Source organism: Dehalococcoidales bacterium (assembly GCA_035529395.1).
In the GTDB taxonomy this organism is placed as follows: domain Bacteria; phylum Chloroflexota; class Dehalococcoidia; order Dehalococcoidales; family Fen-1064; genus DUES01.
Genome location: DATKWT010000058.1, coordinates 31678 through 56399 on the forward strand (window position 1 = coordinate 31678; position 24722 = coordinate 56399).

General features: G+C 56.7%; 23 protein-coding genes. 21 read left to right on the forward strand and 2 right to left on the reverse strand.

Annotation, left to right across the window (positions count from 1 at the left end; genetic code table 11):
* Positions 1–170: 170 nt before the first annotated feature.
* The 8 genes from VMW13_03925 (at position 171) to VMW13_03960 (ending at position 8498) form a co-directional block, all read left to right on the forward strand.
* Entirely contained in the window at positions 171–1331 is a 1161-nt protein-coding gene (locus VMW13_03925) for a thiolase family protein (GenBank protein ID HUV43962.1), read from the forward strand.
* A 7-nt stretch (positions 1332–1338) separates the two neighbouring features.
* Positions 1339–1746, forward strand: a complete 408-nt coding sequence (locus VMW13_03930) for a Zn-ribbon domain-containing OB-fold protein (protein HUV43963.1) — start codon at positions 1339–1341, stop codon at positions 1744–1746.
* Between the two features lie 113 nt (positions 1747–1859).
* Positions 1860–2294: a GNAT family N-acetyltransferase gene (locus VMW13_03935; GenBank protein HUV43964.1), complete on the forward strand. Its 435-nt coding sequence runs from the start codon at positions 1860–1862 to the stop codon at positions 2292–2294.
* A gap of 326 nt (positions 2295–2620) precedes the next feature.
* Positions 2621–3379, forward strand: coding sequence for an SDR family NAD(P)-dependent oxidoreductase (locus VMW13_03940; GenBank protein HUV43965.1), 759 nt, complete (start codon positions 2621–2623; stop codon positions 3377–3379).
* Positions 3380–3749: 370 nt separating this feature from the next.
* Positions 3750–4439, forward strand: coding sequence for a TIGR00730 family Rossman fold protein (locus tag VMW13_03945; GenBank protein ID HUV43966.1), 690 nt, complete (start codon positions 3750–3752; stop codon positions 4437–4439).
* 143 nt (positions 4440–4582) lie between these two features.
* Entirely contained in the window at positions 4583–6043 is a 1461-nt protein-coding gene (locus tag VMW13_03950) for a CoA-binding protein (protein HUV43967.1), read from the forward strand.
* A 348-nt stretch (positions 6044–6391) separates the two neighbouring features.
* Complete coding sequence (gene rsgA, locus VMW13_03955) at positions 6392–7492, forward strand: ribosome small subunit-dependent GTPase A (protein HUV43968.1); 1101 nt, start codon at positions 6392–6394, stop codon at positions 7490–7492.
* A 31-nt stretch (positions 7493–7523) separates the two neighbouring features.
* Complete coding sequence (locus VMW13_03960) at positions 7524–8498, forward strand: GNAT family N-acetyltransferase (protein HUV43969.1); 975 nt, start codon at positions 7524–7526, stop codon at positions 8496–8498.
* A 49-nt stretch (positions 8499–8547) separates the two neighbouring features.
* On the opposite strand, the gene VMW13_03965 is transcribed toward VMW13_03960, so the two are convergent.
* Positions 8548–9738, reverse strand: a complete 1191-nt coding sequence (locus VMW13_03965) for a CaiB/BaiF CoA-transferase family protein (GenBank protein HUV43970.1) — start codon at positions 9736–9738, stop codon at positions 8548–8550.
* A gap of 248 nt (positions 9739–9986) precedes the next feature.
* On the opposite strand from VMW13_03965, the gene VMW13_03970 reads away from it, so the two are divergent.
* Positions 9987–10784: an SDR family NAD(P)-dependent oxidoreductase gene (locus tag VMW13_03970; protein HUV43971.1), complete on the forward strand. Its 798-nt coding sequence runs from the start codon at positions 9987–9989 to the stop codon at positions 10782–10784.
* Positions 10785–11008: 224 nt separating this feature from the next.
* Positions 11009–12613: a thiamine pyrophosphate-binding protein gene (locus tag VMW13_03975; GenBank protein ID HUV43972.1), complete on the forward strand. Its 1605-nt coding sequence runs from the start codon at positions 11009–11011 to the stop codon at positions 12611–12613.
* A 343-nt stretch (positions 12614–12956) separates the two neighbouring features.
* Here VMW13_03975 and VMW13_03980 read toward each other — a convergent pair whose 3' ends face one another.
* Positions 12957–13700 carry a TatD family hydrolase gene (locus VMW13_03980; GenBank protein ID HUV43973.1) on the reverse strand — a complete coding sequence of 248 codons (744 nt, stop codon included), beginning with the start codon at positions 13698–13700 and terminating at the stop codon, positions 12957–12959.
* A 500-nt stretch (positions 13701–14200) separates the two neighbouring features.
* Here VMW13_03980 and VMW13_03985 point away from each other — a divergent pair, with 500 nt between their 5' ends.
* The 11 genes from VMW13_03985 to VMW13_04035 all read left to right on the forward strand — a co-directional run bounded on the left by VMW13_03985 (position 14201) and on the right by VMW13_04035 (position 24283).
* On the forward strand, positions 14201–15481 hold the full coding sequence (locus VMW13_03985) for an MFS transporter (GenBank protein ID HUV43974.1): 1281 nt from the start codon (positions 14201–14203) through the stop codon (positions 15479–15481).
* Positions 15482–15726: 245 nt separating this feature from the next.
* On the forward strand, positions 15727–16398 hold the full coding sequence (locus VMW13_03990) for a Crp/Fnr family transcriptional regulator (protein HUV43975.1): 672 nt from the start codon (positions 15727–15729) through the stop codon (positions 16396–16398).
* A 74-nt stretch (positions 16399–16472) separates the two neighbouring features.
* Positions 16473–16679 carry a 4Fe-4S binding protein gene (locus VMW13_03995; GenBank protein ID HUV43976.1) on the forward strand — a complete coding sequence of 69 codons (207 nt, stop codon included), beginning with the start codon at positions 16473–16475 and terminating at the stop codon, positions 16677–16679.
* 182 nt (positions 16680–16861) lie between these two features.
* Positions 16862–17047 (forward strand): hypothetical protein, encoded by a 186-nt coding sequence (locus VMW13_04000; protein HUV43977.1) that lies wholly within the window; start codon positions 16862–16864, stop codon positions 17045–17047.
* A gap of 487 nt (positions 17048–17534) precedes the next feature.
* The gene (locus tag VMW13_04005) at positions 17535–18506 is read left to right on the forward strand and encodes a CoA-transferase (protein ID HUV43978.1); all 972 of its coding nucleotides are present in this window, start codon (positions 17535–17537) and stop codon (positions 18504–18506) included.
* The gene (locus VMW13_04010) at positions 18503–19324 is read left to right on the forward strand and encodes a CoA-transferase (protein ID HUV43979.1); all 822 of its coding nucleotides are present in this window, start codon (positions 18503–18505) and stop codon (positions 19322–19324) included. Before VMW13_04005 ends, VMW13_04010 begins: the two co-directional genes overlap by 4 nt.
* Positions 19325–19385: 61 nt before the next feature.
* Positions 19386–20222, forward strand: coding sequence for an enoyl-CoA hydratase/isomerase family protein (locus tag VMW13_04015; GenBank protein ID HUV43980.1), 837 nt, complete (start codon positions 19386–19388; stop codon positions 20220–20222).
* 27 nt (positions 20223–20249) lie between these two features.
* Positions 20250–21155 (forward strand): 3-hydroxyacyl-CoA dehydrogenase NAD-binding domain-containing protein, encoded by a 906-nt coding sequence (locus VMW13_04020; protein HUV43981.1) that lies wholly within the window; start codon positions 20250–20252, stop codon positions 21153–21155.
* A 36-nt stretch (positions 21156–21191) separates the two neighbouring features.
* Positions 21192–21695, forward strand: a complete 504-nt coding sequence (locus VMW13_04025; GenBank protein HUV43982.1) for a VOC family protein — start codon at positions 21192–21194, stop codon at positions 21693–21695.
* Between the two features lie 109 nt (positions 21696–21804).
* Positions 21805–23748, forward strand: a complete 1944-nt coding sequence (locus tag VMW13_04030) for an FAD-dependent oxidoreductase (protein HUV43983.1) — start codon at positions 21805–21807, stop codon at positions 23746–23748.
* A 166-nt stretch (positions 23749–23914) separates the two neighbouring features.
* On the forward strand, positions 23915–24283 hold the full coding sequence (locus tag VMW13_04035; GenBank protein HUV43984.1) for a helix-turn-helix transcriptional regulator: 369 nt from the start codon (positions 23915–23917) through the stop codon (positions 24281–24283).
* Positions 24284–24722 lie beyond the last annotated feature (439 nt).

Consider the following 24722-nt stretch of genomic DNA (forward strand, 5'->3'; position numbering starts at 1 on the left):
GAGAGCTAACGGCTGTGATTGCACGACGTCGCTTGACTTGCCAGGGCACGGTCCAACTGCTTGAGATGGTCAAGAAGTAACCTCGCCCATGGTTTCATTGGGATTGGGTTTGTATCAGACAGTATCAGGCAATACGCTCTCGATGAGAGCAGCAAGGGAGGTAAGTACCGGTGAATCTGAAGGACAGGTACGCCATTGTTGGCGTGGGCTATACCCCGCAGGGACGCGTGCCCAACAGGACAGCCTTGAGCTTTCATGTAGAAGCAGTCAGCAATGCCATCAAAGACGCCGGATTGGGTAAGGACGACATCGATGGTCTGATATGCTATCGTCACTTCCCTTCTCTTGGCGGCGAACCTGATGTAACACCCTACCTGGTGGCACAGCAACTCGGACTGGCCCCTAACGTAATGAGCCAGGAAGCCAATTGTGCCCGGAGCCAGCTTCTCAATGCCCTGGGCTGGCTTGAAGCAGGACTGTGCAACTATGCAGTCATCTCATATGCCCACAACCCACTCTCGGGAGGGCGTTTCTTCGGACAGCGGATAGAGGACCACAATAAGGCGGTCTTCGGACAGTTCGGGGCAACATCCGGCTATGCCATGGCTGCACGAAGAGCCATGCACACCTTCAAGACCGGTCCGGAAACATGGAAGCATATTGCCGCAGGTCAGAGGAAGTGGGCCAATCTCAACCCGATGGCCATGATGCATGACCGCACGATGACCTTTGAGGACTACTACAGCTCCAGGTGGGTGGTGGAGCCGCTGAGACTCTTCGATAACTGCCTGGTTACTGACGGCGGTCGTGCCTGTGTGATAACCTCTGTTGAGCGGGCTCGTGACTTGAGACATCCGGTGGTCGCCATTATGGGAATAGGGCAGCACAACCCGTCCTGTGAGATTGAGCAGGCAACCAATATGGCTGGCCCTACCGGTGCGAAGATATCGGGGATGACAGCACTGTCAATGGCCGGGATTACAGTGGATGATATCGATGCCTGCGAGATATACGACTGTTTCACCTACACGGTAGAGATTACACTACAGGACTACGGTTTCTTCGGACCCGGGGAGGGTGAGGATTGGTTCAAAAACGGCACTATCGAGCCGGGCGGCAGCATGCCGGTCAATACGTCCGGCGGTCAACTCTCGGAGGCTTACTTCATGGGCCTGACGCAGCTCACGGAAGCGACCATGCAGTTGATGGGCAGGTGTGGGGAGAGACAGTTGGGGCCCAGGACCGACACCAGGACGCCTGAAATTTTGCTATGCAGTGATAACGGTGGCATACTCCAGACCCACGCGACCGCCATCCTAAGGAGGTTGTAGTCTAAAAATGACCTATCAGAAACCGTTACCTCAGCCGAATGCCGATGACAGGTTCTTCTGGGATGGTTGCCGGGAGCACAGGCTGCTGTTTCAGAAGTGTCTCAATTGTGGTCTGGTTCGCTGGCCGCCTTCAATACTCTGCCCCAACTGCCACTCTCATGATACTGAGTTGGTACAAGCCACCGGGAAGGGCACGGTGTACACCTATGCTATCTACCACCAGGCGTATCATCCAGGATTTGAGGGCGAGGTGCCCTATGTAACCGCAGTGATTGGACTTGAGGAAGGGCCTCATTTCCTCAGCAACCTTGTTGGCTGCGAACCCCACGAGATTGAGTGCGATATGCCCGTGGAAGTAGTCTGGGAAGACATCACCGGGGAATTCAGTCTTCCCAGGTTCAGGCCGAGGTCATAGTTCCCACTGGTACTCAGTTGCAGAAATACCAGGTAGTATGTTCCGCAGGGTGAGACCCTTCGGCTTCGGCCTGCTGGCAAAGCCAGCAGGTAAACTCAGGGTGACACGTAATCATGAATGATTTCACCTGCAAACTGGTCACCAGTGACATGGAACTCCAGAGTGCCTTTGGTGTCAGGCGACTGGTCTTTGTCCAGGAGCAGGGTGTCGCTGAAGCCCTTGAGTATGACGGCCTTGACGGCGAAGCGTTGCACGTTATTGCTAGAAACAGGGATATAGTCGTTGGTACGGCCAGGGTCAGATTTCCGACCCACAACCAGGCGAAGATAGAAAGGATGGCCGTTCTGGAACCGTTCCGGCGCAAAGGTATCGGCAGCGCCATTCTCTCCTTCGTGAAGCATGAGCTAAGAAACAGAGGTATAGAGCAGGCGGTCCTGCATGCTCAGACAACCGTCACCGGGTTCTATAGCTTGCACGGCTTCCAGGAAACAGGCTCTCCCTTCTGGGAGGCTGGTATCGAACACATGGAGATGTGGATGAAGCTCTGAAACAGGCCAATGCGGATACACTAACCTTGTGACGACAGATAGGGCTGAGACTGACGACGTGGGAACCAGTATTGAGCCTGAGAAAACCCAGCCCCTCTCGTCTCTAAATGTACCCGTGCATGTCCAGTACAGTCACTGGCTGGAGGTAAGCGGCTTCACTGATGAATGCCTTCCAATAAGTACCGGGGCTAGAGGTCGATACCTTCAGTACTCTCATTCCTTGACGCCGGCTATTACGGTCGTATATTCTGGCAGCAGAACCCACCGGAAGCATTCTACAGGGTTCGGACCCGGTATCTCAGCGCCGTCTTTGAGGTGATGGAAAAATGAGGCTAAAGAATAAGGTTGCAGTAGTGTCAGGAGCCGGTTCGATAAGACCCGGTATGGGTAACGGCAAAGCCACGGCGATTCTCTTCGCCAGGGAAGGGGCCAGGGTCATTGCCGCTGACCTGAATCTGGAGGCCGCCGAGGAGACCGCAGGCATCATTCACAGCGAAGGTGGTGAAGCTGTCGCAGTCCAGGCCGACGTCACCAGTGAACAGGGTGCCAGGAAACTCGTAGAGACGGCAATCGCCACCTACGGAAAACTGGACATTCTCTTCAACAATGTCGGTGGTGCCTACGGAGGTACCGGCCTCAAGGTTACCGTCGAGGAGTGGGATGCGACGATGGACCTCAATCTGAAGAGCGTTCTCCTGATGTGCAAATACGCCGTCCCCGAGATGGTCAAGAATGGCGGCGGCACGATAGTCAACAACTCGTCTATGGCAGCCTACCACTCCCACGGTATCTACGCCTACTCGGCGTCCAAGGCCGGCGTCATTGCCCTGACCCGGTGTCTTGCCGTCGCCCTGGCGAAGGACAACATCAGGGTGAACTGCGTGGCCCCGGGCCTCATGGACACACCCCTGGTAGCGCCGATTATGACCGAGAAGCGTATTCGCCGTGTTGAGGAAAGGGTACCGCTGAAACGACACGGCAAAGCAGAGGAGACAGCAGCGACAGTGCTGTTCCTGGCATCGGAGGATTCTTCCTACATAACCGGGCAGACGATACCCATTGACGGCGGCCTCTCCGCCCAGTAGGCAGATAGCCTGCTCTTCGAACAGCTGTCCGAGACTGACCATAGGGTGCCAGAGCGACACCTGGCAGGCTGCCTCCGGTTTCCTGTCCCACAGGGGCCGCATACTTTCAGCGTATTACAGCCCTGACAACCGACATCTTTGAGTGTGCGCACAAGCGGCATAAAGCCGTCGTTGCTAACTACCTTCACCAGAAACGCCTGGATGTCACCCGTCTTCTCAGCCATAGTCAACGGAACCCGGAGACCGGAACCAGTCGTCGCCTCTACATGGATGGCAGCCAGAGCCATGAATTCACCGGTCACTCACATAACCGCCGGGTTACCACTGCCAACACACAATATGATAGTATTCGATGTACAGGGAGGGCAGTATGGCATACGATTACGAAATCAATGAAATGGCCAAGGAAGAGTCCTGGCGCATGTTCCGCATAATGGGAGAGCTGGTGGAGGGCTTCGATACACTCTCAGGAGTCGAACCAGCGGTGAGCATCTATGGCTCGGCCCGGGTGCAGCCGGGCGATGAGCTTTACGCGCGGACAGAAGAAGTCGCACGCCGTCTCGGTGAGAGCGGCTTCTCGATAATAACCGGCGGCGGTCCCGGTGTTATGGAGGCAGCCAACAAAGGAGCCCTGGCTGCCGGCGTAACTTCCGTAGGTCTGAATATAGAGTTACCGGAGGAACAGAACCCCAATCCCTATACCACGAAGTCGATAACCTTTCACCACTTCTTCGTGCGCAAGGTCATGCTGGTGAAATACGCCATAGCCTTCGTTATTATGCCCGGCGGTCTGGGGACACTAGATGAGGTAACCGAGGTGCTGACGTTGATACAGACATTCAAGATACGACCTTTTCCGGTGATACTCTTTGACAGCCAGTACTGGAGTGGTTTCCTCGAATGGCTGAGAAGCACTGTTCAGGCTCGGGGATATATCTCCGAAGACGACTTCGACCTGCTGCGGATATGTGACGAACCGGACACTGTCGTCGATGCAGTACAGCAGTGGTGCATCAAGCACGAAATCGGCGGTAGAAGGGCACTGGAAAAACACGCATAGAGTTTCAATCTAACCACCGACTGACGAAACGCGCGGCACCCGCGTCAAGATTTGCCGTTCGCGGCAAGATTTGCCGTCCCCGTCAGGATTTGCCGTTCCCGTCAGGATTTGCCGTTTGCTGTCCGGCCTGATATTATGACCACATGGAATTAAAACGACCCTCCCTGGATGATGTTTTTTCGCCCCGTGGTGTTGCCGTAGTAGGGGCCTCGCCCGCAGGCAGAGGCTTCGGAACCGGAGTCCTCATGTCACTGCAACAAGCTGGTTTCCCGGCTATCTATGCCGTCAACCCCAAATATACCGATGTATTCGGTATCCCCTGCTACCCCAACGTGCGTGATATCCCCGGCGTTGTCGACTACGTTGTCGTCAGCATACCCGCGGAGTCGGCGCTTACGCTCCTGGATGACTGCGCTGCCAAGGGAGTGAAGGCGGTCCAGTTTTTCACCGCCGGATTCGGCGAAAGCGGCATCGCCGAGCGTGCGGAGCTGGAACAGACTATGCTGGACAAAGCCAGGCAGGGTGGATTCCGCATTATCGGTCCGAACTGCATTGGGTTATTCGTCCCAAAGAGCCGACTGGTCCAGGCCGGGAGCGGGCCAATGGAACCCGGTCCGGTAGCCTTCATCTCACAGAGCGGCGGTCACGCCAGTTTCTTCCCGGCGGACGGCGGTCCCCGGGGCCTTCGCTTCAGCAAGGTGGTCAGCTACGGGAACGGCCTGGACATCGATGATAGTGAGCTCTTTCACTATTTCGCCAGTGACCCGGAAACTGAGATTATCGCTGCCTACATCGAAGGTGCCAAGGACGGAGAGCGCTTCAAGGCAGCGTTCAGGGAGGCCGCCTCACGCAAGCCGGTGGTTATCTATAAAGGAGGTACTACCGGGGCCGGCCTGCGGGCTGCTCACGGACACACTGCCAGCCTGACCAGTTCTGTGGACGTTTTCAAGGCCCTCTGCCGGCAAGTGGGGGCTATTCAAGTCGATGACTTCGATGAACTGATTGACGTGCTCGTGGCCTTGCGTTTTGCCAGTCCCCGGCCGCAGGGTACCGGCGTTGCCCTGGTTGGGGCCGGTGGTGGCCCCAGCGTCCTCGCCAGTGATGAAATAGAAAAGGCAGGGCTGTATATGCCGGCCATATCCCGTGAAACGAAGGAGGAGCTTCTCCAGTTCCTGCCCCTGGCAGGCAGTATCCTCACCAATCCTATCGATGCTCCGACCCTGGCCACTCCCCAGGCAATCGGACCGACGATGCGCGTCCTCAGCCGGCTCGCTGAAATAGACATTCTCATCTACCACCTGGGCTTCCACCCCATCGGCGGTCTGGGTGGAGGACGCTTCGCCTCACCGGACTTCCTCGAACCCACCATCGATGCCATGAAAAAGGTCTGGCAGGAATCAGGTAAGCCGATTGTGCTGGCAGTGCGCCCCGGCCTCAGCATGGAAGCGATGAAGGAGTTCCTTGCCATCCAGGAGGCGTTCGTCAACGCCGGATTCGCTGTCTTCCACTCCCTGCGACAGGCGGCCGTCGCCATGGCCCGGGTGGTCGCCTGGAATAGCCGCCTGCGGACCGCTCCGGGAGATGCTGAGCAACCGTCAGCTTGACTTGCCATGATTCCAATGATATCATCAACTGGACAGTAGACACCGGTCCATACATGCAAAGGGAAACCGGAAAGGAGGGGTGTGATGATTGCAGAAGTAAGACGATACATTAGCTTGTCGCGCTCCGGAGGGTTTCCGGCCGAGTAGTCTCTTGTGACTGTGAGTGTTTTAGGCCGTTCCCCCGGGAACGGTTTTTTCTTTGTCCTGCTCCTATGGGTGGACCAAGGATACCAAAGCAAGATAGACCGCGGGCGTGACACATCCGCGGTCTTTTCTTTTCCCGACCTGTAACGACAGCCGCGCAACGAGTACTCGCACAATCCGAATAAAGGGAGCAGCGCAAACGATATGTGTCAAGACAGACTGGCAGAACTGGGATGGGATTCATTTTTCATGGACCACTTCAAGTCTTCGATGGTGGATGGCTGTGTGCCAGCCAGGGTTATCGCTGCGGGAAAGCACTCCTATCAGGTGTATAGCCAATACGGAGAGTTTCCCGCACGAGTATCGGGCAGGATGCGATACGAGAGCCGGGCAGGTGACCGGTACCCTTCCGTTGGCGACTGGGTAATTATCATGCCAAACACTGATGAGCAAAAGGGTCTGATATACGCGGTCCTTCCCCGAAGAAGTTGCTTCTCCCGTAAGATGTCCGATGACCGGGCACGGATGTCCGGCAGCCTGAGTCGCGAGCAGGTACTTGCCGCTAACGTAGACACGGTATTCATCGTCAGCGGGCTGGACGGCAGCCGGAACCTTAACCTGAGAAGGCTCGAACGCTACCTGACCCTTGCCTGGGAAAGCGGTGCGGTTCCGGTAATCGTACTGAACAAAGCGGACCTCTGCCCGGATGTCGACGCGTGCATACGGGACGTTGAACCCGTCGCTCTCGGTGTACCCATTCATGCCGTCAGTGCTACCGAGCGATCGGGGCTGGACGCTCTGGAGACGTACCTGACCAGAGGAAAGACAACCGTCTTTCTCGGTCCTTCCGGAGTGGGTAAATCCGCTCTGCTGAACGCTCTACTCGGTATCGAAAGGCAGGAAGTTGGTGAAGTGCGGAGCACAGACAGAAAAGGAAGGCATACGACCACCCGGCGCGAGTTGGTCCTCCTTCCCGTCGGAGGGGCTGTCATTGACACCCCGGGCCTGCGGGAGGTCCAGATGTGGGCCGATGAAGACAGCCTCGGCAGCGCGTTTGAAGACATCGAATGGCTGTCACGTGAGTGCCGCTTCAGAGATTGCACACATCACTCCGAGCCGGGATGTGCCGTCAAGGCGGCAATCCAGCAGGGCAGTCTGGATACTGCCCGTCTTCAGAGCTACAGGAAGCTGGAGAAAGAGCTTCGACATCTGGCAGCGCGCGAGGATATTCGGACTCGTCTCGAAGATAAGGCAAAGTGGAAAAAGATATCCAAGTGGTCAAGATGGTACAGCGAGAACCTATAATGGGATTAACGTGAAGTAAAGGAGTAACCGAATGGTAATTATGCCTTTCAACGAGGAGCACCTGGAAGACGCCGGTGCTCTGGTAGCAGCAAGGTACCGGGCAGAGAGAAAGCTTGACCTCTCCCTCCCTCCTGCATTTGAAGACTCAGGCTCTATAGTGCCCAGGCTACGGGACTATGCGAACGGCCGACTCGCCGGCTTTCTTTTGGGTCTCCTCGTCCTTAACATAGACCGTCGCCTAGCCTGGAGTCCCGATTGGTGCCATGCCGCTGACTCTGATGATAATCGTGAAATCTATCGGGCTATGTACGCCGAATTGGCGCCCCGCTGGGTTACTGACGGATACTTTGCTCACGCCGTCACCGTCTTTGCCCACGAACATACTGTTTCCGATGCCTGGTACTCCCTCGGCTTTGGCGTGACGACTGTGGACGCCTTCCGCGATCTCGCTCCTGTTGAAGGACCGGTAACCGATGTCGAAATCCGTCGCGCCACACTCCAGGATATCGACCCGGTTATTACCTTGGTGATTGCCCTGCGGCGACATATGGCCAGCGCGCCCGCATTCATGCCCTTTATTACTCACCGCGAGAGACAGCGGACACAGCAGTGGCTCTCCGATTCTAACAACGCAATGTGGTTGGCATATCATGATGATGAACCGGTCGGATTCATGGGACTCCAGCCGTCAGACCCGCATGGTGCCGTGATGCCCGTCTCCGACAAAACCATCGTCGCCTTTAACCGCACCTTCACCAGGGAGGACCTTCGTCTTCGTGGCTTCGGCACCGCATTGCTGGACTATTCGCTGGACTGGGCTCGGTCGGCCGGTTATGAGCGCTGTTCAGTAGACTACGAATCCACCAATATAATCGGTTCCCGCTTCTGGGAATCGAAGGGCTTCAGACCGGTGTGCTACTCGCTGGTGCGCCACGTCGACGAGCGGATCGCCTGGGCACACAAGGACCGGGACGAGACCGACATTCTTCGCGAATTCCAAAGCTGATTGCCTGCTTGCTCAACGCGGCCAGTTCATCTCACGATATCTCTGGACCTTACCCCGCACCCGACTGCGTTACCGCCCCCGAGTCGAGCAGTGCCCCGACCTCCTCCTCACCATAGCCCAGTTCTCGCAATATCTCCCCGGTATCAGCGCCATTGGGAGTGCCCAGCCTTCTTATCTCCCCGGGGGTATCGGACAGCTTGACCGGCAGGCCAATCTGTCTCACCTTACCCACCGTGGGATGGTCAATCTCCACCACCATCTCGCGGTGCCGGACCTGCGGGTCCTGGAACGTCTCGTTCAGGTAGAGGACCGGACCAAAGCAGACCTCTTTTCCTTCGAAGAACGCGGCCCATTCATCGCGGGTCTTTGCCAGGAATACCTCCGCCAGTTGCCTGGTGACATCGTCCAGCTCTTCCTGCGGGTAAGGCTCTCTCTGGAACCGTATCAGGTCCTCCCTGCCGAACTCCTTGCACAGGGTGTCCCAGAACTGCGGCTCGATGCAGGCAATGGTGACATACTCCCCGTCCTTGCAGCGGTAGACGTTCGTCCAGGGATGTGCACCGGTGAGGCGCGTTTCGCCGCGGCGGGGCGCCTCGCCAGTGAGGAAGTAGTTGGGCGTTTCCTGTGACATGAGTGAGATGACGCTATCAAGATAGGCGATATCGACATGCTGACCCCGCCCGGTCCTCTCCCTGGCGAAGAGTGCGATCAGGATACCCGACAGGCCATGCATCGCCGCACCGCCGAAGTCGGCGACCAGGTTGCTCGGTAGGTATGGGGGGCCGTTCCGCTGTCCGATAAGGCTGAGGGCGCCGGCAAGTGAGATGTAGTTCATATCGTGGGCGGGCCTGGAAACATAGGGTCCGTCCTGCCCGAAACCGCTCAGCGAGCAATAGACCAGCCGGGGGTTTATCACTTTCAAGTCCTCGTAGCCGGCACCAAGGCGTGCCATCACCCCGGGACGGAAACCTTCCAGCAGCACGTCCGCCTTTTCTACCAGCTTCTTCAGCACCGCATGGCCATCCTCGCTCTTAAGGTTGATGATGATGCTCTTCTTGTTGCGGTGGACTGTCTGGAAAGCGGCTAGTCTCTCCTGGTCCATATCCCCACGCGGCGTGGCACCGGGTGGTGGGTCGACTCTGATAACGTCAGCCCCAAAATCACCAAGGAACATGGTAGTGTGCGACCCCGGGTACCCACGTGTGAAATCCAAGGCAACGAGTCCTTCAAACGGCAGCATGGTAGACCTCCTGGACAGATTCGATAGTGACATGATACATTCCCCCCTGTCCGGTGTGCAACTATCTGTACTCGTTCAATACATTATTGGCACTCCGGCACATCCAATGCCGGTTGCCACCGGAGAATACCTGTTCTGAATGAGAGACACACCGTCGACCGCAAGAGCAGCCGGGGCAGTTTGGATATTTACGAAGTGATGCTATAATGGTGGACATACCCTGAATATGTCGTAATAGCGAGGTCAAGATGAAACTAAAAGACAAGATTGCCGTCGTTACCGGTGGCGGTCAGGGAATCGGCCGGGGTATTGTGCTCTGTCTTGCTGAAGAAGGGGCTGATGTTGCCGTGATTGAAATCAACCCTGAGACCGCCAGAAAGGTCGCCACCGAAGTGGAGCAAATGGGACGACGCGCACTGGTCGTCGTTGCTGATGCCACCGATGATGACTCCGTGGTGAAGTCGGTCCGGGAGGTTATCGACCACTTCGGCAGGATCGACATCCTGGTCAATAATGTCGGTGGCTCCGACGAAGGAGGCTCCGATAGTATAGCCTTGGGCGGGACCGGCTGGGACGGATACTATCGCCTGACCCTGAAAGCGCACGTCCTCATGTCCCAGGCAGTAATACCCTACCTCAGAGAGCAGAAGAGCGGTAAGATAATCAACATATCCTCGGAGGCGGGTCGGGTTGGCTCCCCCCTGCTGATGGCCTATTCCGCATTCAAGAGCGGTGTGATTTCTCTCACAAAGTCACTCGCCCTGCAACTGGCTGGCGACAATATCAACGTCAACTGCGTCTGCCCCGGTGTCATCTGGACGCCACTGTGGGAGAGGCTGGCGCAGGGTTTGATTGACATGAACCCCGCTCTTAAAGACATGTCGCCGCGTGAGTTTTTCGAGAAACGGATAGTTTCCCAAAGACCGATGGGGAGAGAGGAGACAGCGGAAGACATTGGACGAACGGTAGTCTTCTTCGCTTCCGAGGACGCACGGGCCATCACCGGTCAGTCCCTGAACGTCAACGGCGGCAATGTTATGAACTAGTACCTAGTTGCACAAATCCGCGCAACATTCAGATTCTGTGTCTCCTCGCTCCGCTCGGAGTCCCGGCTAAGAATGACATGTCAATGGCATGTCACCCTGAGTGTAGCGAAGGGTCTCACCCTGCGGAACATACTACCTGGTATTTAGGCAACTGAGTACTAGAAACTCGGCATACACCAAACCGGGAACAGGTGAGATTCAGCAGTACTAAGGAGGTCTAACTAGTGGCCAGGATTAACGGAGGCAAGCTGGTTGCCAGAGTGCTCAAGCAGGAGGGAGTAGAGTATATATTCGCCCTGTCCGGCGGGGAAATCGACCCTATATTCCAGGGTTGTACCGACGAAGGTATTAAGGTCATAGACACCCGTCATGAACAGGCGGCGGTCTTCGCCGCCGAAGGCTGGGCTATGATGACGGGAAAACCGGGTATTGCCGCCGCCACCGCGGGGCCGGGATTCACCAACGCCGTCACCGGACTGTGGGACGCTTTCGGGAAGGCCTGCCCGATAATAGTCTTCGGGGGCAGGACAGGAATACAGAACTTCGAACTGGGTGCCCTCCAGGACATGAACTCCCTGGAACTGGCCAGCGCCATCACCAAGTGGGCACGGGCGGGCTACGAGACGAAACGAATCGCCGAGTATGTCAGCATGGCATTCCGGCAGGCCCTTGGCGGTCGACCGGGACCGGTCTACCTGGAGTTTCCCGTTGACGTGCTCAACGCTGAGATTGAAGAGGATGAGGTAGTGCTGCCGACCAACTACCGGACAGACGCCCGACCCCAGGGAGACCCGGAGATGGTCAGGCAGGCCGTGGACATCCTTCTGAAGGCCGAACGACCGCTGGTAATCGGCGGCATGGGCCTCTGGTGGTCGCAGGCCGCCGATGAGCTCCGCGAGTTCATTGAATTGACCGGTATACCTTTCAGCAGCAGTATCGGCAGCAGCTCGCTTCCCGCCGACCATCCGCTATGCCTCAATCCCCGCGTGGGAACCGACCAGGCAGACGCAATTCTGGTCATCGGCAAACGGATGGACTTCCTGATGGCTTACGGACGAGCCCCCCAGTTCAATAAGGACAGCAAGTGGATTCAGATAGACATCGAGCCCACCGAGATAGGGCGTAACCGGCCGATTGACATCGGCATTATCGGGGATGCGAAAGCGGTGCTGAGGCAGATGAGCGACGAAGCCCGCGACAGGTGCCAGGGCAGAAAGGAACTACCCTGGGTGGAGCAATGCCACAAGCTTGTTATGGTCCAGCAGGAGCAGATGGCCGGCCTTATGAACTCCGATAGTAGCCCGGTCCATCCCGCCCGTCTCTGCCGGGAGATTCGTGACTTCCTTGACCGGGACGCTACAATAGTTATGGATGGCGGTGAAATCTCCGGGTGGGGATTCAGGGTTTTGCGGAGCTATTACCCCGGGCACATGCTCAGCATTCTCCCTACCGGGACACTCGGTGTGGGTCCCAGCTACTCAATAGCAGCCAGGCTGGCGAGACCGGACAATCAGGTGCTCTACCTCAGTGGCGACGGCTCGTTCGGGCTGAACGCCATGGAGTTTAACACCATGGTCAGGCATAACCTTCCCATTGTCTCCATAATCAGCAACGACGGCAGCTGGGGAGTGATAAAGCGCCTCCAGCAGAACAGGGGGACTGGCCGCGTGGTGGGGTCCGACCTGGGCTATGTCCGCTACGATAAGGTAGTCGAGGCCCTTGGCGGCTACGGAGAAGCAGTAGACAAACCGGAAGACATACGTCCTGCGCTGGAAAGGGCCTTCGCTTCGGGTCTGCCCGCCTGTATCAATGTGCGGACCTCCTTCTAGGAGGGTAACGAAAAAACCTGAGGACACTCCTAACAGGTTGCTGAAAAACCCTTTCGACCAATCCCCGTGCGGCCCAGATGGAGCGCCTCTCAGAAGAGGCGGGGCCCCTCAGAAGGGGCGGTGCCTTCCCCTTCCTGTCCAGGAAAAGCCTTCCTACCGAGGAAGGGGGAAAAGATTATATCTGGGGGACACCGGCAGAATCTGGTTTCGGATTCTGCTAACGTCATTCTGTAAGAATGACGCCCAGACACCCCTGCCATAGGGGCGCTCCCTCTGGACTCCCCTTTTTCATCACCCTGCTAGACCTGTGCCAGCCACAGTGCCGGGCATCACCACAGTCCGGTTACAGTCTGAGCAGGCGCTTGAGGTTTGCCGTAGCGGTCCGGCCAATTTCTTCGGTTGTAACGCCGCGGAGTGCGGCCACTTTCTCGGCCACTGCAACCACCTCTGCGGGACCGGCTGACTGCCCCCTCGGTGTAGCATCCGTCTCGGTGAGCAGCCGGTCGGACGGAATCCGGGTAACTGCCTCTTCCAGTTCGGGCATATCTCCAAGTACCGCCCTGCCGATAGCAACGTAGAACCCGATTTCAAGCCAGTCCTTCAACATGTCGCTGTCACCGGAGAACCCGTGGATGTTCCCTGTCAACCCGGAGCCGACCTCCCTGCGAAGCAGTCCCATCATGTCGGCATGGGCTTCGCGACAGTGCAGGTTTACAGGCAGACCTTTCTCGTGGGCCAGTGACAGCTCATACTTCAGCAGTTCTCTCTGCTCGGTTGCCGTCTGTGGACTTCGGGCATAGTCCAGTCCTATTTCACCCATGGCAACAACGCTTTCCGTGATGGCAAGCTCTTCAAGACGACGGCACAGTTCGTCCGTGGGGGCAACGGCATTCCAGGGATGGATTCCTACCGCAGCCAGTACTACCCGGTGAGTCCTCGCCAGGCGGATGGCCTCTTCCGATGACTCCAGGCTCATCCCCGTTGTCAGTATTATGTCAAGATTGCTGGCCGCCGCCCTCTCAAGTACCTCCATAAGCTGTTGTTCCGACTCAAAACCGTCCATGTGGCAGTGGCTGTCTGAAAACACCGTCTACCTCCTGCAACCCGCATTCTGCCCTAACAGGTTGCTGAAAAACCCTTTCGACCAATCCCCGTGCGGCCCAGATGTGGCGCCCCTCAGAAGGGGCGGTGCCTTCCCCTTCCTGTCCAGGAAGAGCCTTCCTACCGAGGAAGGGGGGAAAGATTGTATCTGGGGGACACCGGCAGAATCTGGTTTCGGATTCTGCTAACGTCATTCTGTAAGAATGACGCCCAGACACCCCTGCCAAAGGAGGCTTCGGCCCCTCTCAGAAGAGGGGTTTCGCCCCTTCTGAGGGGCGCTCCCTCTGGACTCTCCTTTTTCATCACTCTGCTAAGATACAACCATGCAGTAATCCTGTCAATCACCGGCCAGAAGCAACAATGGCCGTTTACCACCGTATGATATACTGAAAGGCAAAGAGTTTCACTTCGGGTGTACGGAGCAAGTACAGACGCCGAATGCCGGACTGGTGAGGGCCCTCACCTCCACAGAAGGGGTCGACATCCATGCCGCTGATGGTTAATCCATATTCAAGGGCGACACAATACCTGCGTGGAAACGTGCTTAACCGCTTCCCACGCGGGATTTGGGCGCTCATGGTCATTCAGCTGGTTGCTTCGGCAGGTTTCTCCATTTGCCTGCCTTTTTTACCCCTGTACCTCCACCAGGAACGTGGCCTGGTGATGACACTGGTCGGTGTACTTTTTCTTATCGGGGGCATCTGCTCCTCTACCACTCAGATGGTGGGAGGCGTGCTGGCTGACCGACTCGGTCGGCGACGACTGCTTCTCGGTACCTCTATCATCAGGATGTTCCTCTACTCGGGGCTGGCTGTCCTGATAGCGACCTCGGCACCGGTATGGAGCATCATCACCATCTATATCGCCGGCCAGTCAGCAGGAATGATGATGCGTCCCGCCATGACAGCCATGGTGGCTGACCTCTCTCCCGAGAACCAGCTTACCGAGACCTATGGACTCCTGCGGGTAGGACAGAATATTGGCTGGGCAATGGGCCCGGCAGTGGGCGGATACCTGATAACCTTCCTGCCTTACGCCTGGCTCTTCGGAGTGACCGCCCTATCAAGCATCCTGACTTTCTCTCTGATATTCCTGCTCCTCAGGGAGTCCTACGTTGCCACCACGGACCGCGTAGACTTCCGCAGTATGTTCACCGCAGCCACCGACCGGACCTTCCTGGCTTTCAGTGGCCTTTGCCTGCTGGTGTTCATGACGATGGGACAGCTTGGCAGTACCCTGTCTATCTTCACGGTGGACCGGATGGGCCTGTCAACTGCCCAGTACGGGATGCTGCTCACCGCCAACGGTATTATCGTGGTATTGTTCCAGTACCCGGTGGCGCGCTGGGCAGGAAGACTGACCAGGGCCCGAGGTATGATACTGGGGAGTCTGTTCTTCGGCATCGGCTGGCTGTCTATGGGCTGGGTCCAGAACTTCGGCTGGGCGCTGGCATCGATAGCGATTGTCACCGCCGGAGAGATAACGTTCACTCCACTGTCACTATCAACAGTGGGACAGCTTGCACCATCAGACCGTCGAGGGCGGTACATGGGGTTCTTCGGACTGAGCCAGAGTCTGAGTATGTCCCTGGGACCGCTGTTCGGCGGGGTCCTGCTCGACACTTTTCCTCGTGAGCCATGGTTTATCTGGAGTACAATCAGCGCTGTGGCTTTTATTGCTGCAGTGGGCTTCTACCTGTGGGGCACGAGGGCCCGGATTGGTCCGTCTGTCGATTACCATCTGACCGATTCACAGGACAAACCGTAACTGGAAAGACCCCGCCCGGGGCAGGGTCCACAGATACAAACGTTTCCAGGTGATGCGGGGAAGTGAGACGGCAGGCGTTCAGAAGACTACTTGTCGGTCTTCTCCTTCTGCTTTCCAGTGGCAACCGGCATCGGCTATACCGGAGTGTCACTGATATACCGGACGAGTACAAAGCCTTGCGTTCCGGCGGCTCTTGATATAATCTTAGGTGTATCTGAAGCACAACCTCAGACACGTGGGAGAGCATGACCATTCAGCGGGAGTTCCTGGAATCAATCCCCTACTTCACCGGACTTGACGCAACTGAGCTGGACTCAGTGCGGCAGCTTATATTCGAGAGGACGGTCGACCGCAACGAAATAATCCAGTTCGAGGGCGAATCCGCCGAGGCGCTTTTCTTCATCGCCTCGGGTGCAGTCAAGGTATTCAAGACGTCCGCTGAAGGTAAGGAACAGATTCTGAGCATAGCACGACCCGGGGATTCCTTTAACGACATCGCCATTTTCGATGACGGTCCTGCACCAGCCAGTGCCCAGACAATGAGTCCCGTCGTACTCTATGGGATATCAAAGAACGAAATCCAGACCATCCTGAGGCAGCACCCGCAGGTGGCCCTGAATACCATCAGGGTACTCGTTGACCGGACACGACAGTTGGTGGAGCTTGTAGAGGACCTCTCCTTCCGGCACGTCATTGGCCGCGTAGCCAAGATACTCCTGGAACACGCCGGCGACGGCACCTCTCCCAGGCCGCGGCTGACCCAGCAGGATATGGCCGCCATGGCGGGTACCGTTCGGGAGGTCGTCGCCCGGTCGCTCAAGGCACTGGAAGAGGAAGGGGCTATCAGGCTGGAGCGGCACCAGATAAAGATAGCCGACAAAGAAGCACTCGAAGATATGGTAGCAGCATCGGTCTGAGATATATGTTACAGACTGAGACGCAGTACCAGGATATAGTATAAGAAAGACGGGGGTAGACTACATTGCCGTTCATGCCACAAATCGATAAGGATAAGTGCGACAACTGCGGACTTTGCGTCAGTGTGTGTACCTGTGGTGCGTTGGTCTATATCGAAGAGACTGTCACCGTTATTGAGACCCAGGCCTGTGGCTGGTGCATGATGTGCGAAGCTGTATGCCCCCTCGGAGCCATTACCTGTCCCTTTGAGATAGTACTCGACGAAGTGACCCGGCCTTAACCGGTAACCACAGCCTGTACGGCCAGTATATCCCACTTTTTAACCTGCTGGCATCCCTCCTCCTTCACCCAACCGCAGCTACCCCAAAGAGACAAATGTTACATACAATGTCTCTCCTTGCGCCTAGAATTGAGTAGAACATCAAGGGAGAGAACCCGGCGCGGATGAAGGAGGTGTGGCTGATGCTAAGGTGGAGATTTAAGGCCTGTCCCCGATGTGGTGGTGACAGTTATATAGACAATGACATAGATGGCTGGTACGAGCAATGCCTTTTGTGTGGCCACCGCCGGGAACTGAAGGACCTTGAACAGTTCATGAAGCGACCGGTACGAACCGCAGGTAAACATGATGACCTGAATGCAGCCTGACGCTGCCAGCAAGGTCACCGACACAAGAAATATGCTATATTGATAGTAGCAGGGATAAAAAAGGATACATCGGATTGCCTATCTACGAATACGAATGTGAAGAATGCTCGACCCGATTTGAAGTACGTCGCAGCTTTCACGATACATCTATGGAGTCCTGTCCCCAGTGCGAAGGAGATACCCACCGTGTTTTCCAACCCACCGCGGTTATCTTCAAAGGGTCAGGCTTTTACGTAACCGACAGCAGGAAACACTCCTCACCGCCCGGGGGTGATTCGTCCTCGGGGTAGCGCATCAGTCCGGTTTCACCACAGAATCCAACATGAAGGGCACCTTATGGGTGCCTTTTCTCATGTCCGCAGCAATTACCAACATGGCCAAACTCTCTTGACATGCACCAGCGCCTGTGCCAATATTCGTGCATTACCGATGTGTTAGTACCCGACCAGCCAGGTACTAACTAACTAAGGAAAGGAGACTATTGACTATGGAAGTACTGGCTTCAGGCAAGGGAGTGTACCGGACCCCGGACCCGGACGGTCACCGGGAATGGGTGCGGACGCACAAGTCCCGGGAGCTGAAGAGCAAGGTGATGACAGCCAAAGAGGCCGTCGAGAAGTTCGTCAGTGATGGTGACTATCTGGGTTACGACCTCAACATCCACAAGAGAGGGCCTGCTGCCCTCATGCACGAGATTATCCGCCAGAAGAAGAAGGACCTCTGGGTGGCTGTCAGGTTCAGCGGCATGGACCCGGCCATTCTCATCGCCGGTGGCTGTGTCAGCCGGATTGACATCGGCTGGTTCATCCAGAGCGGTACCTGCTCCCGGGCAATCCAGGAAGGCTTAATCAAGGTCACCGAGTGGACCAATGGCGCAGTGGTCTACCGCGAACTTGCCGGCGCCATGGGGCTGCCCTTCCTGCCTCTCCGCTACATTGGCGGTACCGACACCTTCGAGCAGTCCGGTGCCAAGCTTATCAAAGACCCCTTCACCGGACAGGAGATATGCCTCGTCCCGGCGCTCAACCTGGACGTTGCTGTCGTTCATGTCCACCAGTGCGACGAGTTTGGTAATGCCCGCATTTTCGGTTCCGGCCTTTCCCCGATGGAGACTTGTTCCTGTGCCAAGAAGCTTATCATCTCTACCGAGGAGGTTGTCAGTTCCGATGAGATACGGCGTCGCCCACAGCTCACCACTGTTCCTTACTACATGGTCGATGCTGTGGTAAATGTGCCGTTTGGCACGTATCCGGGTGCCATGCCGGGGCTCTATGGCAGCGACCCGGAGCACATGATAGAGATGATGATGGCTGACCGCATGGGTACCATGGACGCATATCTGGAGAAATGGGTCTACGCTTTTGAGTCCCACGCCGAGATGCTGGACAAGCTGGTGGGAGCCAGAAAGCTCATTCAGTTGATGCAGGCCGAGACTTTCAGGGAGGGTTACCGCGCATGAGTGAGACAATCAACTTCACCACAACCGAGTCACTCCTTATCAATGTCGCCAACCTGATTGAGAACAACAAGTACTACTGGGTGGCCATCGGCGGGTCACCGATGATGGCGATGATGCTGGCAAGGAAGACCCTTGCCCCCAGAGCTTATTACGTCGTTGAGGATGGCACCATATGTCCGGACCCGTTGGAGTATGTCCCGTTCCTTTCCGGGGCAAGCGGCGCTGCCGAGTACCGCGCTGTTGCCTGGAAGGATATGAATACCGTCGGTTTCCACTGCGCCATGGGCTACTACGACTACGGTATTCTGGACTGTCTCCAGGTAGACATGTACGGCAACATTAACTCTACATTCATCGGTGGGAGTTATGAGCACCCGGAAAGGCGGTTTGGTGGCCCGGGCGGCGCCAACGAGATAGCCTCAATGTGCTGGCAGACAATCTTCATGGCCGACCAGGAGAAGCGCAAGTACCCCAGGAGAGTCGATTTCATCTCGTCTCCGGGCTATCTGGATGGCTCTCCTCGCGCCCGCGAAAGGGCCGGTCTCCCGGCAAACACCGGACCATACCGGGTGGTCTCGGAGATAGCCATGTTCGGCTTCGATGAAGAGACCCACATGATGAAGCTCCTGGCGATTGCGCCCTGGGTTACCCTGGACGACCTGCTTGTCGAGATGGACTTCGAACCGCTCATCGCCGACCCACTGGAGAAACTGCCGCCACCGACCGAGCAGCAGCTTACGGTACTACGTGCCGAGATTGACCCCGGCGGCCGTGTCCTCGGTCAGGGTACATGGATTGAGTACAAACCGGAGGACTGAGTCTGCCGTATAAATCAAGGGCCGGCTCGAGAAGAGAAGTAAAAAGCAGAAGGAGTGACTAATGACAGAGCAGCCAAGATTCTTCCAGATTGAGAAGGACGGACCGGTCATTATTTGGAGATTCGACAACCCGCCCAAGAATCTCTGGACCACAGAGACCGGAATGGAGTTCGCCAATCTTGAAAGCGAGTTCTATGCTGACCCGGACCTCAGAGTGGGCATCTTCACAAGTGCCATGCCGGACGTCTTTATCCAGCACTTCGATGTATTGATACTGGTCAATATGGGAGAGAACCTTGCCAAGCAGGCAGCACAGGCACCGCCTCCACAGCGCCGCATCGGCTTCCGGCGCGACTCCAAGCCAATCATCGCGGCAATCAATGCCAATTTGGCCGGCGGCGGCCTGGAGCGGGTGATGAGCTTCGATTTCCGCTTCATGTCACGTACTGCCCGGGCGGCCCAGGGTGAGGTTAACGTCGGCATCCTGCCCGGTGGTGGCGGGACACAGCGTATGCCACGCCTTATCGGCATCGCCAAGTCGCTGGAGCTACAACTGCTGGGCAGAGCCGTCTTTGCTGACGAAGCGGAGCGTATCGGTCTTATCACCAGGGCCTGCGACCCGGAGAGGTTGATGCCGGAGGCGCTTGCTTTCGCCAGGGAGCTTGCAACGCGACCGCCACTGGCCGTTCACCATATCCGGCAGTGTATCTTCGAAGGTATAGATATGCCCCTGGAAGACGGTCTTGCTATGGAATCAGAGCTCTTCCGTGAACTACTCCAGAGTGGCGAGGCCATGGAGAGAATGCGTGCCTATGTGGCCACAGGACAGAATGCACGGCGTATTCTGGACGAAGAGGAAGACACCGACCAGGATAAGAACAGCCAGGCGCAGTCCTGACTGATAAAAAGGGGGAAATAGATACTGATGGATGAAGTCAAGAAGGTATGCGTTCTCGGAGCCGGTACCATGGGCGGGCGTATTTCCCTGATGTCTGCCGTACGCGGCGGCTATGAGGTGACCGTCTACGATATCTCCGAAGAAGCGTTGCAGAATTGTCCGGACCGGCAGAGACAGATGGGGGCAATGATGATTGCCGCCGGCGCGGTGAACCAGGAGGAGCTTGATGCCGGAATGGCCCGCATCAGCTACACCACCAACCCCGTCGAAGCAGCCGGGAATGCGGATATCCTCAGCGAGTCCGTTGCTGAATTGGTGGAGGTTAAACGCCAGACACACGCCCGGTTCGACAAGCTCTGTCCTTCCCGCACCATCATGACCACCAACACTTCCAGTCTACTGGTCTCGGACATCGAAGGTGCCGTCTCACGTGGTGATAGGTTTGCCGCAATGCACTTCCACGGCGGGCTGGGGTCACTGGTGGACATCATGCGGGGACCTCGGACCTCGGATGAGACCGTGGAGTTCCTGAAGCGGTTCGCGCGCAGCATCGGGGAAGTGCCCATGGTCATGAAGAAGGAAAAGGGCGGCTACCTGTTCAACACCATGCTCGGTGGTCTTCTGCGTACCGCGCTCATCCTGGCAGCCGGAGGTTACGGCGACCCACATGATATCGACCGGGCATATATGATGGTCACGGGACAACCCGCCGGACCCTTTGCCATGATGGACGGCGTCGGCCTGAACATCGTCCTCGAGGCCGGTCAGGGCCTGACAAGTAATGATACCGAAGTTACCCAGGAGCAGATGATGGCCTTCATCCTCCCCTATGTTGAGCGCGGTGAACTGGGCATGAAAACCGGGAAGGGGTTCTACACGTACCCCAATCCCGCCTTCCAGCAGCCGGATTTCCTCACCGGGGAGAACGACTAGGCGTTAGTACTGCCTGAAGGGCGAAAGGAGCAAGATATGCCAAGCAAAGTATCACCGTTGGTACACATCGAGATAGCTGTCCGTGACGCTGAAGAAGCCTACCAGTTCCTCAAGCGGGTCTTCGGCGCGGAAAAGACCCAGCTCAAGTTCGCCGGCATGTTGGACGGTCCCGGCGCACATGTTGTTCACGTAGAGCTGGGTGGGGTCGTGCTCCAGTTCATCGAACCCCGGATGGAGGGAACTCTCTGGTCGGACTTCCTCAAGGAGAAGGGCCCGGGTGTGCACAACCTTACTTTCACCGTGGAGAACATGGACGAGACGGTGAGCGCCCTGGAAAAGGAGGGTGCCCCTGTACTGCTCAAGTTCCCCCTGGACTGGTCCTATATGACAGAAATCATGCCTCCCGGTGTCAGTGTCAAGGAGAACCAGGCCCCGGTGCACATGATTGACACCATGGAGAAGGTCGGATTCAGGCTCGAACTAGGTGAAGCAACCGTTGGAGAAGATGGTTCTCTGCCGGACCTGAAAGACATCAAGTAGAGTCAGCTACCTATCGGTATTGGTTTGTAACAGGGTAATTCGGGCGCTATCCTGGCGCCTTTTGTTCTCGGCGCGAAGTAATCACATTCAGGGATATGGAGGTAAACAAATGGCAGACCGGTTTCCGCTTCTTTTCAGTCCTATCAAGGTAGGTCCCGTCACCATTCCGAACCGTATAGTAGTCCCGGGACACTACCCGGCAATGCGTGACCCGGACATGCTGCCCGGAGACCGCCTGATAGCCTACTGGGAATCGAAGGCTAAGGGTGGAGTGGGCCTTATCTGCACCGGGGTCTGGGGCGTCCACCGGTCAACCCTGATGGTGCCCAGCCTCATGCCCAACCACACCGAGAAACTGAAGAGAGCGGCCGACGCGATAAAACAGCACGGCACCCGGTTCTTTGTCCAGCTCTGGCACGGCGGGTCTTCGTCGGCGTCAGAGCTGGTGGGTAACCAGGCGTGGTCCGCTTCGGCGGTACCTCGTGCCGCCGGCGGTGGCATTCCCCATGAAATGACCAGGGAAGAGATAAAGGAAGTCGTCGAGGCCTTTGCCTGGAGTGCGGCCGAAGTGAAGAAAGCAGGGGTCGACGGCGTGGAACTGCATGGTGCCCATGGGTACCTGTTCAACCAGTTCATGTCACCGGTGACCAATCACCGCACCGACGAGTACGGTGGCAGCCTCGAGGGGCGGATGAGGTTTACCCTGGAGGTCATCGATGCCGTCCGTGCCGCTGTTGGCAGTGACTTCGTGGTGGGCATCAGGTTCAATGGAGACGAGTTCAGGCCGGGTGGATACACTATCGAGGACATGAAGGTAATGGCCCCGATGATGGCCAACACCGGAAAGTTGGACTACCTGAACGTCAGCACAGGCAGTTACCTGACCATTGCGCCCATGTACTACCCGCTGGGCCACTCCGTTTACCTGGCAGCGAACATCAAGGAAGTGGTAGACCTGCCCGTCTGCTGTATCGGCCGTATCAATGACCCAACCCAGGCGGAGAAGATACTTGAGGAGCGGCAGGCGGACCTTGTGGCAATGAACCGGGCTACGATATGCGACCCCGAGCTTCCGAACAAGGCCCGCGAAGGCAGGGTCGAAGAGATACGCAAGTGTATGTCCTGCTCCGAAGGCTGCTGGCAGAATGTCCAGCAGAACCGCCATCCACAGGGGATTACGTGCGCCTATAACCCCACTGTGGGCAAGGAGAGTATCCTCGGCTGGCTGGAGCTGGTACCGGTGACGGAAAAGAAGAAGGTGATGGTCATTGGCGGCGGCCCTGCCGGAATGGAAATGGCCCGCGTAGCCGCGGCGCGCGGCCACGACGTTTCCCTCTGGGACAAGAGCGATGACCTCGGCGGGCTGACCCTGACCGCTGCCAAAGCGCCCGGACGGGAAGACATCGGGGAACTGGCACGTTATTACCGGTACCAGATGAATCTGAACAACGTGAATGTACACCTCAACTCCGAGGTGACCGTGGATGCCGTACTCGAACAGGCACCGGATATTGTCGTTATTGCCACCGGCTCACTACCGTACGTCCCCGACGACATCCCCGGTGTCGACCAGGACAACGTCGTCGATGTCCGGGACGTCCTCAACGACACGGTTGAAGTCGGGCAGAACGTGGTTGTCATTGATAACCAGTCGCACATTCAGGGACTCAGTACCGCTGATTATCTGCTCCAACAGGGCAAGAAAGTGGAAGTCGTCTTCCCGGGACAGTATCCGGGGCCCTCAGTTGAGAATATCACCCGTGCTGTCCTGCTTCAGCGGCTGCTCATGAACGGGGTCACACTAACCCCTAATACCAGGGTCAGAGAGATATCTGGTAACAAGGTCACTGTGACCAACATCTACACCGAGGAAGATAGAATCATTGATGGTATTGATACCGTGGTCCTCGCCTTTGGCGGCGTCGAGAACAACGGACTGTACTATGCACTCAAGGACAAAGTGAAGAACATCCACGTCATCGGTGACTGCCGGGGCGTTAAAAAGATACTCTGGGCCGTTAATGACGGCGCTGTCCTGGCAAGGTCGATTTAAAAAACGCACCGGACTTCTGTGGTATGCCACAGAAGTCCGGCACCTTCTCAAGCTGTAATAATGACATTGTGCAGGTAGTGGACTCCGTACTGACGGATACGATAGTCTGCCATATTGGGTTACGACGTATTTGGCAGGCGGATGGCAGGTATGCTAGAATATTGGTATGAGTACCAACAAAGAGACCACCATAATACCATTCCTGGAGAAACTGATGGCCCGTCGGAGGCGACTGCCCAGTCAGCTAGCCTCCGATATCGGTGTCAGCCACCCAACCGTCGGACGCTGGATGTCAGGTGAAGATGTCCCCAGCACAGCTTCATGCCGCAAGCTGGCTGAGTACAGTGGCGTTTCCGTGGAGGAAGTCCTCTCCATGTCGGGACACCTGCCAACAATAACCCAGGCACCGACTGCTGAATGGCCGGAGTTCCGTGAGTACGCCAACCGCAAGTATCCCAACGAGCTTGATGAGGACATTATCATCATGATTGAGGACCTCATCGAGCGCCGACGGGATAAACAGCGCGCCCGGTAAACAACCTGAGTGGGAACCATAACCATGGTCCCATCTTTAGTAGCAACGCCGGGATAACGTACCCAATAATCAGCCGCTGCCGGAGCCGCAATAACGCCATAGCTGTATCCAGCAAGAGGGCGTTATTATGGGCTATTTCAACAAGCTCATGGCGGACTATTTCGCTATGTGTATTTTTGAGGCCTGCGCGACGGGTAAATGTGGCCCCACCTTAACGAGCAGGGTCTGTGAGACCAAGCCGGACTGCTCTCCTGACCACTGCGTACCTTCATCCGCTCATCCTATTTCTTCTTTGCAGGAACTGTCGGCACTTCCAGACTATGGCCCTCCACCGTATTACCATCTGTCAGTTCGGCCTATCACAAACGAACAACTGTTACACTTTGGTCCTACCACCACCCGGAGACAATATGCGCCTGTGACGTCTCATGAGAACTGA